Annotated in this window: 9 protein-coding genes; 6 read left to right on the forward strand and 3 right to left on the reverse strand. The window is 68.0% G+C overall.

Translation table 11 applies throughout. The annotated features are described in order from the left end of the window. Positions 1 to 197: 197 nt before the first annotated feature. The 5 genes from AC3WXD_RS12130 (at position 198) to AC3WXD_RS12150 (ending at position 5,320) form a co-directional block, all read left to right on the forward strand. Positions 198 to 935 (forward strand): GntR family transcriptional regulator, encoded by a 738-nt coding sequence (locus AC3WXD_RS12130; protein WP_492323774.1) that lies wholly within the window; start codon positions 198 to 200, stop codon positions 933 to 935. Between the two features lie 146 nt (positions 936 to 1,081). Further along, entirely contained in the window at positions 1,082 to 2,488 is a 1,407-nt protein-coding gene (locus tag AC3WXD_RS12135; protein ID WP_492323775.1) for a nucleobase:cation symporter-2 family protein, read from the forward strand. 73 nt (positions 2,489 to 2,561) lie between these two features. Next, positions 2,562 to 3,512, forward strand: coding sequence for an allantoinase PuuE (gene puuE, locus AC3WXD_RS12140; RefSeq protein WP_492323796.1), 951 nt, complete (start codon positions 2,562 to 2,564; stop codon positions 3,510 to 3,512). Continuing rightward, positions 3,509 to 4,027 (forward strand): 2-oxo-4-hydroxy-4-carboxy-5-ureidoimidazoline decarboxylase, encoded by a 519-nt coding sequence (gene uraD, locus AC3WXD_RS12145; RefSeq protein WP_059413008.1) that lies wholly within the window; start codon positions 3,509 to 3,511, stop codon positions 4,025 to 4,027. Before puuE ends, uraD begins: the two co-directional genes overlap by 4 nt. Positions 4,028 to 4,234: 207 nt before the next feature. Further along, positions 4,235 to 5,320 carry a porin gene (locus tag AC3WXD_RS12150; RefSeq protein ID WP_059413009.1) on the forward strand — a complete coding sequence of 362 codons (1,086 nt, stop codon included), beginning with the start codon at positions 4,235 to 4,237 and terminating at the stop codon, positions 5,318 to 5,320. 144 nt (positions 5,321 to 5,464) lie between these two features. Here the strand turns inward: AC3WXD_RS12150 and AC3WXD_RS12155 are convergent, their stop codons facing one another. Beyond that, positions 5,465 to 7,642: a TonB-dependent receptor gene (locus AC3WXD_RS12155; RefSeq protein WP_020203007.1), complete on the reverse strand. Its 2,178-nt coding sequence runs from the start codon at positions 7,640 to 7,642 to the stop codon at positions 5,465 to 5,467. 520 nt (positions 7,643 to 8,162) lie between these two features. Here AC3WXD_RS12155 and AC3WXD_RS12160 point away from each other — a divergent pair. After that, entirely contained in the window at positions 8,163 to 8,408 is a 246-nt protein-coding gene (locus AC3WXD_RS12160; RefSeq protein WP_029043610.1) for a hypothetical protein, read from the forward strand. A 155-nt stretch (positions 8,409 to 8,563) separates the two neighbouring features. Here the strand turns inward: AC3WXD_RS12160 and AC3WXD_RS12165 are convergent, their stop codons facing one another. Both AC3WXD_RS12165 and AC3WXD_RS12170 read right to left on the reverse strand, forming a co-directional pair. After that, positions 8,564 to 10,885, reverse strand: coding sequence for an NADP-dependent malic enzyme (locus AC3WXD_RS12165; RefSeq protein WP_059413011.1), 2,322 nt, complete (start codon positions 10,883 to 10,885; stop codon positions 8,564 to 8,566). 205 nt (positions 10,886 to 11,090) lie between these two features. Continuing rightward, on the reverse strand, positions 11,091 to 11,708 hold the full coding sequence (locus AC3WXD_RS12170; RefSeq protein WP_492323797.1) for a DUF4136 domain-containing protein: 618 nt from the start codon (positions 11,706 to 11,708) through the stop codon (positions 11,091 to 11,093). Between the last annotated feature and the right edge of the window lie 142 nt (positions 11,709 to 11,850).

Here is an 11,850-nt window from a genome sequence, read left to right on the forward strand (position 1 = left end):
GATGCTTCGCACCACTCCGGATGGCAACTCAGGAATTACCCTGAGTTGTCGAAAACCTAGCTCGGTTTTGTTGACAATATTGAATGCATAACCAAATAATTGTCAACAATTTTTGGGGCGCACCACCGGTTCCCTCGGCTTCCTTCCGGGCCACCGCAGCGCGCCGCTTCCCTCCTCACCGATATGCTGGTGCCAAGATGTCCAAGAGTCTCAAGCTGATTGGCGGCGCCGACGCCGCCCCGGCCGAAATCAAGCCCGCGCGCAAGGGCTCCGTCGAGGAGCGCATGTATCACGAGATCTATGACGCGATCATGGAGCACCGGCTGCCGCCGCGCACCAAGCTGACCGAGCACTCGCTTTGCGAAATCTATGCCACCGCGCGCCACACCGTGCGCAAGGTGCTCGCGCGGCTGGCCGCCGACGGCATGGTCGACCTCGAGCCCAACCGCGGCGCGTTCATCGCCAGCCCGTCCACCGACGAGGCGCACGACATGTTCGAGCTGCGCCAGATGCTCGAGCGCGCGGTGCTGGAAAAGCTCGCCGCGATGCGCGACGTCAAGCGCGTGATCGCGCCGCTGCGCAAGATGGTGGAGGCCGAGCGCCAGGCCTTCCTCGGCCACGAGCGGCCCAAGTGGATCCGCCTGTCGGCCGAGTTCCACACCGCGCTGGCGGAGCTCTCGGGCAACGCGCTGCTGGTCACGATGATGCGCCGGCTGGTGTCGCGCACCACGCTGATGATCGCCAGCGTGGAGGCGCCGGGCAACAACGCCTGCTCGTTCGACGAGCACGAGGAGATCCTCGATGCCCTGGAACAGGGCGACGCGGCGCTGGCCCAGCGCCGCATGGCGCACCATCTCGGCGCCTGCGCCGACCGCGTGCAGCCCGACGAGCCCGGCAACTTCGATCTTCGCAGCGTGCTGGGCCACTCCACCTAGCGCGATGTTCCCGCCGCCACCCGCGGCCAAGGCCCGATTCCTGCTCAAGAGAACGCGTCCCCGACGATGCGCGCGGGCCGGAACCACGAACAGGGCCAGCCACCGGCGGCGTTCCCATCAAAATCCAAAGGAGAGGAGAGACACCCATGACTAGCGCCAGCACCACGGTCCCCGCGGACCTCACCAACGAGCGGCTGCCCTCGGGCCGGCTGCTCGCGCTCGGCCTGCAGCACGTACTGGTGATGTATGCCGGCACGGTTGCGGTGCCGCTGATCATCGGCGGCGCGCTGAAGCTCCCCAAGGACCAGCTTGCCTTCCTCATCAACGCCGACCTGTTCGCCGCCGGCCTGGCCACGCTGATCCAGGCGGTCGGCATCTGGAAGTTCGGCATCCGCATGCCGGTGATGATGGGCGTGACGTTCGCCTCGGTGGCGCCGATGATCGCGATCGGCTCGGACCCCAACGTGGGGCTGCTCGGCATCTACGGCGCGGTGATCGCCGCGGGGGTGTTCGGCATCCTGGTGGCGCCGCTGATGGGACGCATGCTGGGCCTGTTCCCGCCCGTGGTGACGGGCACGGTGATCACGCTGATCGGCGTGTCGCTGATGCGCGTGGGCATCAACTGGGCCGGCGGCGGCCAGCCCACCACGCGCGCGGTGATCGACGGCGTGGTCAAGGAAGTGCCCAACCTCGCCTACGGCGACCTCGGCGCGCTCGGCATCGCCGGGCTGGTGCTGGCCGTGATCCTGCTGCTGAGCAAATACGGCCGCGGCCTGGTGTCGAACTGCGCGGTGCTGCTGGGCATCGTGGCCGGCACGCTGGTGGCGATGGCGCTGGGCAAGGTGTCGTTCGACGGCGTGCGCGAGGCCAGCATGGTCGCCTTCATCACGCCGCTGCATTTCGGCATGCCCAGCTTCGACCTCGCGGCCACGCTGTCGATGTGCGTGGTGATGCTGATCACGCTGGTGGAGTCCACCGGCATGTTCCTCGCGCTGGCGGACATCACCGGCAAGCGCCTGTCCAACGACGACCTCACGCGCGGCCTGCGCGCCGACGGCCTGGGCACCGTGATCGGCGGCGTGTTCAACACCTTCCCGTACACCTCGTTCTCGCAGAACGTGGGCCTGGTCACGGTGACGGGCGTGCGCTCGCGCTACGTGGCCGCGGCCGGCGGCATCATCCTGATCGCGCTGGGGCTGTTCCCCAAGATGGCCCACATCGTGGCCTCGGTGCCGCAGTTCGTGCTGGGCGGCGCGGGCATCGTGATGTTCGGCATGGTGGCGGCCACCGGCATCCGCATCCTCGGCTCGTGCGACTTCAACCGCAACCGCCACAACCTGTTCATCGTCGCCATCTCGATCGGCTTCGGCATGATCCCCACGCTGTCGCCGACGCTGTTCCAGTACCTGCCCAAATGGACCGACCCGTTCACGCACAGCGGCATCGTGCTGGGCACCATCGTGGCGGTGCTGCTCAACCTCTTCTTCAACGGCATGCAGTCGCGCGAAGACGCGATGCGCCACGCCGCGGCGAATTCGCACGGCACCGAATGAGCGCTGTGCAACAAGCGCGCGGCACTACGAGCCGGCGGCGTCCGGCACCGTTTCCTGAGACACCATGACCCTGATGACAAGCAACAACTATCCACGCGACCTGGTCGGATACGGCGGCCAGCCACCGCATGCCCGCTGGCCGGGCGGCGCGCGCGTCGCGCTGCAGTTCGTCCTCAACTACGAGGAAGGCGGCGAGAACAACGTGCTGCACGGCGACGCCGGCTCCGAGCAGTTCCTCTCGGAGATCATCGGCGCGGCGGCCTACCCGGACCGCCACATGAGCATGGAAGGCGTGTACGAGTACGGCTCGCGCGCGGGCGTGTGGCGCATCCTGCGCGAGTTCGAGCGGCGCGGCCTGCCGCTCACGATCTTCGGCGTGTCGATGGCGCTGCAGCGCCATCCCGAGCTGACCCGAGCGTTCGTCGCGCTCGGCCACGAGATCGCCTGCCACGGCTGGCGCTGGATCCACTACCAGGGCATCGACGAGGCCACCGAGCGCGAGCACATGCGCATCGGCATGCAGATCATCAAGGAGCTGACCGGCACGCTGCCGCTGGGCTGGTACACCGGCCGCGACAGCCCCAACACGCGCCGCCTGGTGGTGGAGCACGGCGGCCTGCTCTACGACTCGGACTACTACGGCGACGACCTGCCGTTCTGGACCGAGGTCGAGGTCGGCGGCGGCGAGAAGAAACCCCACCTGGTGGTGCCCTACACGCTGGACTCCAACGACATGCGCTTCGCCACGCCGCAGGGCTTCAACACCGGCGAGCAGTTCTTCCAGTACCTCAAGGACGCCTTCGACGTGCTCTACGCCGAGGGCGACCCGCAGGGCCTGGACCGGCCCAAGATGCTGTCGGTCGGCATGCACTGCCGCCTGCTGGGCCGCCCGGGCCGCATGCGCGGGCTGCAGCGTTTCCTCGACTACGTGCAGGGCCACGACAAGGTGTGGATCTGCCGGCGCGTGGACATCGCGCGCCACTGGATCGAGACCCATCCCTATTGCGCGAAGGCACAAGCATGAGCCAGACCTACACCCTCGGACAACTCAACGCGCTGCCCGCCGCCGGCTTCGTGCAGGTGCTCGGCGGCATCTACGAACACTCGCCGTGGGTGGCCGAGGCGGCCGCCGCCAAACGCCCGTTCGCCGACATCGCCACGCTGGCCGACACCATGCGCGCCATCGTCGACGGCGCCGGCGGCGAAGCCCAGGTCAGGCTGGTGCGCGCCCACCCGGAGCTGGCCGGCAAGGCCGCGGTGCGCGGCGAGCTGACCGCCGAATCGACGCGCGAGCAGAGCGGCGCGGGCCTCGACCAGTGCTCGGCCGAGGAGTTCGAACGGCTGCAGGATCTCAACCGCCGCTACAACGCGAAGTTCGGCTTCCCGTTCATCCTCGCGGTGCGCGGCTACGACCGCGCGGGCATCATCGGCGAATTCGCCCGGCGGGTCGGCAACGAGCCCGCCGCGGAGTTGCAAACATGCATCAATCAGATCCATCGCATTGCGCAGTTCCGGCTGGACGACTTAGTATCCCGCTGAGTTGAAATGGGCAGCCTGCTTATCGATTGCAGGACACGGTTGCAAGACGCGATTGCAGGACATCGGTCACAGGCGCCCGGGCAGCATCCGGCGGGGTTCCGCGAGCCAGCGGAAGCCACCGCCGGAGCATGCCCCAAGAACGAATAGAACCCGTCAGGGACCCAGTACACAAAAGCACGCAACGGATCAACCACGGAGAAATCACCAATGCAAAAGCAATTCAAGCCGGCACTCAAGCTGGCGGCGGTGGCTGCCGCCCTCGTCAGCGGCGCCGCCGCCGCGCAGTCCAGCGTCACGCTGTACGGCCAGGCCGACATGTTCGTCGGCGGCACCAAGGGCGTGGGCTCGGCCGGGCGCGCCTGGGTCGCGGACTCGGGCGGCATGCAGACCTCGTACTGGGGCATCAAGGGCACCGAGGACCTCGGCGGCGGCACCAAGGCCGTGTTCGACCTGAACGGCTTCTTCCGCACCGACGGCGGCCGCTCGGGCCGCTTCGACGGCGACTCGATGTTCAGCCGCAACGCCTTCGTCGGCCTGCAGAGCGACAAGCTGGGTTCGGTCAAGCTCGGCCGCAACACCACGCCGTACTTCGTGTCGACCATCCTGTTCAACCCGCTGATCGACTCCTACGTGTTCTCGCCGATGGTGTTCCACACCTACTTCGGCGCGTCCAACGCGCGCGTGAACGACCCCGGCATCATCGGCGACTCGGGCTGGAACAATTCGGTGCTGTACTCCACCCCGACCATCGGCGGCCTGACCGCCAACGTGATCTACTCGTTCGGCGAGAAGGTCGGCTCGATCGGCCAGAACAAGTGGGGCGGCAACCTGACCTACTTCAACGGCCCGCTCGCCGCCACGCTGGCCTTCCAGCAGGTGAAGTTCGACAGCACGCCGGGCGACGTCACCGCGTCGTCCAGCCCGCTGCTGGTCGGCTTCAGCAAGCAGAACGCCGTGCAGGCCGGCCTGAGCTACGACTTCCAGGTGGTGAAGGTGTTCGCGCAGGGGCAGTACATCAAGTCCGACATCAACAACAACCCCAACGGCGACATCAAGCACTACAACGGCCAGGTCGGCGTGTCGGTGCCGATCGGCGCGGGCAGCGTGCTGGCGTCCTACGCCTACGACAAGACCAAGAACTCGGTCGCGGACTTCAAGCGCAACACGGTGGCGCTCGCCTACGACTACAACCTGTCCAAGCGCACCGACGTCTACGCGGCGTACTTCTACGACAAGATCACCGACCTGTCGCACGGCGACACGTTCGGCGTGGGCGTGCGGCACAAGTTCTGAAGGCAAGAAAAAACCCGCCTTGGCGGCGGGCCGGATTGCCAGAGGTTCGCGCCCCTCTCCCATTGCATGGGAGAGGGGCGACCACCAGCAGCAGGCTGACTCCGTCAGCAAGCCGACCCGCCCTCGTGGCGGGTTTTTCTCGCCTCAGAAATCCACCGTCATCGCCACCTTGAACGTGCGCGGCGCGCCCTGCAGCAGGTAGCCGCCGTAGGTCGAAGCCCAGTACGCCTTGTTGGCCACGTTCTCGACCAGCGCGCGCACCGTGTAGCGCTGCTGCGCGGCCTTGAAGGTATAGCGCGCGCCGAGGTCGAAGCGGTTCCAGGACGGAATGCTCACGGCGTTGGCGGCATCGAGGTACTGGCGCCCGGTGTACAGGTAGCGGCCCGTCACGGTGGCGCCGGCCAGCCACGGCAGGTCCCATTCCGCGCCGAGGTTCAGCGTGTAGTTCGGCACGCCGATGGCCTTGTTGCCGTTGTTGGCGCCGTTCTCGGTGTTGGTCAGCTTGGCGTCGATGTAGGCCATGCCGGCCAGCACGCGCACGCCGGGCAGCGGCTCGCCGAAGCCGCTCAGCTCGACGCCGCGGTTGCGCTGCTCGCCGGCCATGCCGAAGGTGTTGCTGGCCGCGTCGGTGACGCCGACCGGCTGCTTGATCTGGTACACCGCCAGCGTGGCGCCGAACTTGCCGCTGTCCCACTTGACGCCGGCCTCGTCCTGCTTGGACTTGATCGGCGCGAACACGTCGTTGCGGTTGATCACCGTGGTCGGCGGCGTGGGCCCCTGCGCCAGGCCTTCGATGTGGTTGGCGTACAGCGAAATGTTGCGCCACGGCTTGACCACCAGGCCGAACGCGGGCGAGGTCGCCGAACGGTTGTAGTCGCTGGTCTGCGGGCCGTCGTAGCTGTAGCCGCGCACGCTGAGGTTCTGCTGGCGCACGCCGAGCGTGAGCAGCACGCGGTCCTGCAGGAACGACAGCGTGTCCGACACCGCCACGCTGCTCAGGTTGGTGCGGCCGGTGGTGCCGGGATCGGTCATGTTGCCGCCGACCAGGATGGTGCCGGGGCGCGGCGCCGAGACGAAGTCGTACAGGTTGGCCGGCACCGACGAGCCGAAGTCGTAGGCGGTGTTCTTCTTGGTCTGCATGCCCGACCACGCCAGGTTGACCTGGTGCTTGACCGGGCCGGTCTCGAAGCGGCCGCGCACGCCGACCTCTTCCGAGGTGGTGTCGGCCTTGTACGGCACGGTCAGGCGCCCGGCGGTGCCGATGCCGTTGCCGTCCACGGTGGGCGTGGAGTAGTTGCCGAACTCGTTGGTGTGGTGCGCGCCCAGGCCCGCGTAGACGGTCCAGGCCGGCGCGATGTCGACCTCGCCGCGCAGCGTGCCGTAGGTGTCCTCCAGCATGGAGTTGGCCCACGGCTGGGTGTAGTTGGCGCTGGCCGACGGCACCGCGGGCAAGGTGGTGCCGTTGAGCTGGACGATCGAGCGGCCGCCGTAGATGCTCTGCTTCTGGTAGCCGACGTCGGCCGACAGGCGCACCTTGTCGCCCTGGTAGTCAAGCCCGGCGGTAAACAGGCGCTGCTGCCGGTTCTCGCGGTCGACGGGCGTGTCGCCGCCGCGCGCCAGCGCGTTGATGCGCACGCCGAACTGCTTCTGCTCGCCGAAGCGGCGGCCGATGTCGATGTGGCCGCCGACCTGCGCGTCGCTGCCGTAGTCGAGCGTGGCCTGGGTGATGGGCGCGTCGGTGGCGAACTTGGGCACCAGGTTGATGCCGCCGCCGATGCCCGAGCCGCCCGGCGTCACGCCGTTGAGGAACGCGCTCGCGCCGCGGAACACCTCGACCCGCTCCAGCCCCTCCACCGCCACCAGCTGGCGCGGCGCGATGCCGTACAGGCCGTTGTAGGAGATGTCGTCGCCGGTGAGCTGGAAGCCGCGCACCACGAACGACTCGGCGTAGTTGCCGAAGCCGTAGCTGCTGCGCACGCCCGGATCGTTGGCCAGCACGTCGGCGATGCTGCGCGCCTGCTGGTTCTGCATCAGCTCGGCGGTATAGGAGGTCACGCTGAACGGCACGTCCATGATGTCCTGGTTGCCCAGGATGCCGAGCCGGCCGCCGCGCGCCACCTGGCCGCCGGCGTAGGCGGGCGGCGTCTGGTCGGCGGCGGCGGCGGGCGCGCGCACGGTGACTTCCGGCAGGCTCTCGGCGGGCGCCGGGGCCGCCTGCTGCGCCAGCGCGAAGGAAGGCAGGGCGCCGGCCACGGCCAGCGCCGTCACCAGCGGGCGCAGCCGGGCGGCGGCGAGGAAACGGCCGGAATGCGCAAGCCGCATGGCGGCGCGAGCGCGCAGTGCCGCGCAAGGCACATGCGAACCACGTGAAGCTGAAGACAAGGTAAAACTCCCGATGTTCTGTGCGTGCCCGCGAGGGGCACGTTGCTGACCCAAGACAACCTGTGCGTCCATCGCGCGGCAACGACGCGGCGTGGGCGTTCTGGACGGTGTGGGCGGATTATTTCAGAACAACGGGTCAAATGTAAATGATATTGATTTGTATTATCGCTTCATTCCCACACCAATGGACGCAAGAAATGACCTGCGCGGACCTGGACGGCGGCTCGGGAAGTGGCTTCGGGGGAAGGCATCGCTGCGGAGCGCTCCGGCGGGAGGCTGGCGCCGGGCCTGCGGCGGAACGCCGCGGCAACGATGGGATTGCTGCAATGCGATAGAGACAGTCTACCGTGTCATCGGGATCGAAAGCCGTTGTTTAATAGACCGATTCAATTGGCGAGCACGCCGATGCCTGCCTAGATTTATGTTCCAGGCAACAAAACGGCAACGGACGAGGTGACTCATGCGGCGTGATGCAAAGACCCGGTCGGAGTTGATGGCCATCCTGAACCAGTTCCTCAACAACAATCCCGAGTGCGGCGAATGCGAACTGCACGCCATGCGCGTGCACCAGCCCGACCACACCGGCTGTAACTGGAGCGCGGAAGTCGACTTCCCGCGCGAATGCGATGACCACCTGCCGACCAAGCTGGCAGCCGCCAAATCGATCATCGTGGTGATGCGCGAGCAGTACAACCTGCTGCAATAGGCCGCGACGGCAGGCTGCGGCGCCTGTGGCAGGCGCAGGAACATCGAGGGTTTTGCCGGACCGGCGGGACTGCTTCACAAGCCGGCCCAAAAAAACGGGGCTCCAATGAGGAGCCCCGTTTTTCATGGCGCGGCCCGCAGCCGCACGGCGCCGCTTCAGCGCACCGAGTTGGCCTCAGCCACGGCCACGGCCGTCATGTTGACGATGCGGCGCGCGGTGGCGTGCGGGTTGAGGATGTGCACCGGCTTGGCCGCGCCCAGCAGGACCGGGCCGACCGTGACGCCCTGCCCGCCCGTGATCTTGAGCAGGTTGAAGGCGATGTTGGCCGCGTCCAGCGTCGGCATGACCAGCAGGTTGGCGCTGCCGGCCAGTTGGGTGCCCGGCAGGAAGTGGCGGCGCACGTCCTCGACCAGGGCCGCGTCGCCCTGCATCTCGCCTTCGACCTCCAGGTGCGGCGCGACCTGCGCCAGGATCTCGTGGGCCGCGCGCATCTTGCGCGCCGACGGGCGGTTCGACGAACCGAACATCGAGTGCGACATCAGCGCCACCTTCGGCTGGATGCCGAAGCGCTTGATTTCCTCGGCGGCCAGCTGGGTGATGGCGGCCAGTTCCTCGGCGGTCGGGTCGTCGTTGACGAAGGTGTCGGTGATGAACAGCGTGTACTTTTCCAGCATCAGCGCGTTCATCGCCGCGAACACCTTGGCGCCCGGCGCCAGGCCGATCACGTCGCGCACGTGCTCCAGGTGCGCCTCGAAGCGGCCCACGGTGCCGCACAGCATCGCGTCGGCGTCGCCCATGTGCATCAGCATGGTGCCGATCAACGTGTTGGAGCGGCGCAGCGCCACCTTGGCCATGTCGGGCGTGACGCCGTCGCGGCCGCGCAGCGCGTGGTAGGCCTCGTGATAGGCGCGGTAGCGCGGATCGTCTTCCGGGTTGACCAGCTCGAAGTCCACGCCCGGCTTCAGGCGCAGGCCGGCCTTCTCGATGCGCATCTGGATCACGTGCGGGCGGCCGATCAGGATCGGGCGCGCCAGGCCTTCGTCGACCACGCCCTGCACCGCGCGCAGCACGCGCTCTTCCTCGCCCTCGGCGTAGACCACGCGCTTGGGCGCGGCCTTGGCGGCGGAGAACACCGGCTTCATGATGAGGCCGGTGTGGTAGACGTACTGCGACAGTTGCTGGCGGTAGGCTTCCAGGTCCTTGATCGGGCGCGTGGCCACGCCGGATTCCTCGGCCGCCTTGGCCACCGCCGGCGCGATCTTCTCGATCAGGCGCTGGTCGAACGGCGTCGGGATGATGTAGTCGGGGCCGAACTTCAGTTCCTGGCCGCCGTAGGCCGCCGCCACCGCGTCGTTGAGCTCGGCCTCGGCCAGCTCGGCGATGGCCTTGACGCAGGCCAGCTTCATCGCTTCCGTGATCTTGGTGGCGCCGCAATCGAGCGCGCCGCGGAAGATGTACGGGAAGCACAGCACGTTGTTGACCTGGTTCGGGTAGTCCGAACGGCCGGTGGCGATGATGCAGTCCGGGCGCGCGGCCTTGGCGATCTCCGGGCGGATTTCCGGCTCGGGGTTGGCCAGCGCCAGGATGATGGGCTTGTCGGCCATCGTCTTGACCATCTCGGCGGTCAGCACGCCGGCGGTCGAGCAGCCCAGGAACACGTCGGCGCCGTTGACGATGTCGGCCAGCGTGCGGTCGGCGGTTTCCTGCGCGTAGCGCGCCTTGTTGGGCTCCATGCTGGCGTCGCGGCCGACGTAGATCACGCCCTTCGAGTCCACCACCGTGATGTTGGTGCGGGTCACGCCCAGGCTCACCATCGTGTCCAGGCAGGCGATGGCCGCCGCGCCGGCGCCCGAGACCGCCACCTTGACCTTGGCGATGTCCTTGCCCACCACCTTGAGGCCGTTGAGCAGCGCCGCGGTCGAGATGATGGCGGTGCCGTGCTGGTCGTCGTGGAAGACCGGGATGTTCATGCGCTCGCGCAGCTTCTGCTCGATGTAGAAGCACTCGGGCGCCTTGATGTCCTCGAGGTTCACGCCGCCGAGCGTGGGCTCCAGCGCGGCCACGATCTCCACGATCTTGTCCGGGTCGCGCGCGTCGAGCTCGATGTCGAACACGTCGATGCCGGCGAACTTCTTGAACAGGCAGCCCTTGCCTTCCATCACCGGCTTGCCGGCCAGCGGGCCGATGTCGCCCATGCCCAGCACCGCGGTGCCGTTGGTGATCACCGCCACCAGGTTGCCGCGCGAGGTGTATTCGGCGGCCATCGCCGGGTCCTTGGCGATTTCCTCGCAGGCGTAGGCCACGCCCGGCGAGTACGCCAGCGACAGGTCGCGCTGGTTCGACAGCGCCTTGGTCGCCGTTACCTGGATCTTGCCCCTGGTCGGGCTGCGGTGATATTCCAGGGCCGCCAGGCGCAACTGCGCTTCGGGGCTGTTGGGGACATGTTGCGGTGCATCACCGCCGGTCTTGCTGCTCATTGTGCTCGTCCGGGTAGTGGCCCGGCCGGAGTCCACCGCTCCCGCGCTGCTCTCGGCGTGCTCCGGCCTTTCGGGCCGAAAAATCGAGCCGTCATTCTAGCTCAGGCAGGCGCGGCGCGAAGCCCCCGCCACCGGCGCGGGCAGGGCTTGCGGGCCCCGCGCCGGGCAATTCAGTTTTTACCGCGACGGGGGCAATGCCCTCGCCTCACTTGTCGCCCGGCTCCAGCGGCAGGGTCACGCGATGGGGCCGGCCGCTCTCGGCCGGGAACTGCGTGAAGGCGCTGCGGATCAGGTAGGGCATGGCCGCCTGCAGCGACGAGCCCTCGCCGCGGTGATACGCGCTGACCTGGTAGACCTTCTTGCCGCTGGCCGCCTCCTTGAAGACCACGCGCAGCATGGACAGCGTCACCGGCACGTCGCGCACGGTCGTGACCGGCGGCCAGTAGCCCGGGCCGCCCCAGCCCCACGGGCGGTAGTACGGTCCCCAGTAGGGGCCCCAGTACGGGCCGCCGTACCACGGATCGGGATAGGTGGTCTCCTGCACGCGCATCAGGCGCTGGTTGCTGTCGTACTCCATGCTGACCAGGTAGCGCGCCCGCGGCCGCGCCACCTGCTCGAAGCCGACGCCGGACAGCGTCTGCGCCAGCCACTGCTCGTAGGTCTGGTCCTCGAGCTGGGCGTCCTGGCCCGGCGCGCGGTCGAAGGCGTAGGTGCGCGGCGGGTCGTTCTGCCAGTTGCCCTGGCGGAAGGCGGTCACTTCCGTGGTGACGGTGCTGGCGCAGCCGGACAGCAGCGCCGCGCCCAGCAGCGCCGCGCCGGCCATCGCCCTGGCGCGCCGCGCGCCCCCACCCGCCAGCCGCGCCCATGCGCCGGCCACTCCTTGTCTTGTCATGATGCCCCTCGCAAGATTGTTCTTCCGTACTTGGCATGTCCGGCCGGGGCGCGCTTGGCTACAATGGGTTCTT

This window comes from Cupriavidus sp. FW216-B1 (assembly GCF_058789195.1).

Excerpts from the sequence above, each read along its gene's own strand:
- AC3WXD_RS12170 (WP_492323797.1), bottom strand. The coding sequence starts at position 11,708 with ATGGCCGGCGCGGCGCTGCTGGGCGCGGCGCTGCTGTCCGGCTGCGCC.
- AC3WXD_RS12130 (WP_492323774.1), top strand. The coding sequence starts at position 198 with ATGTCCAAGAGTCTCAAGCTGATTGGCGGCGCCGACGCCGCCCCGGCC.
- AC3WXD_RS12135 (WP_492323775.1), top strand. The coding sequence starts at position 1,082 with ATGACTAGCGCCAGCACCACGGTCCCCGCGGACCTCACCAACGAGCGG.
- AC3WXD_RS12165 (WP_059413011.1), bottom strand. The coding sequence starts at position 10,885 with ATGAGCAGCAAGACCGGCGGTGATGCACCGCAACATGTCCCCAACAGC.
- uraD (WP_059413008.1), top strand. The coding sequence starts at position 3,509 with ATGAGCCAGACCTACACCCTCGGACAACTCAACGCGCTGCCCGCCGCC.
- puuE (WP_492323796.1), top strand. The coding sequence starts at position 2,562 with ATGACAAGCAACAACTATCCACGCGACCTGGTCGGATACGGCGGCCAG.
- AC3WXD_RS12150 (WP_059413009.1), top strand. The coding sequence starts at position 4,235 with ATGCAAAAGCAATTCAAGCCGGCACTCAAGCTGGCGGCGGTGGCTGCC.
- AC3WXD_RS12160 (WP_029043610.1), top strand. The coding sequence starts at position 8,163 with ATGCGGCGTGATGCAAAGACCCGGTCGGAGTTGATGGCCATCCTGAAC.
- AC3WXD_RS12155 (WP_020203007.1), bottom strand. The coding sequence starts at position 7,642 with ATGCGGCTTGCGCATTCCGGCCGTTTCCTCGCCGCCGCCCGGCTGCGC.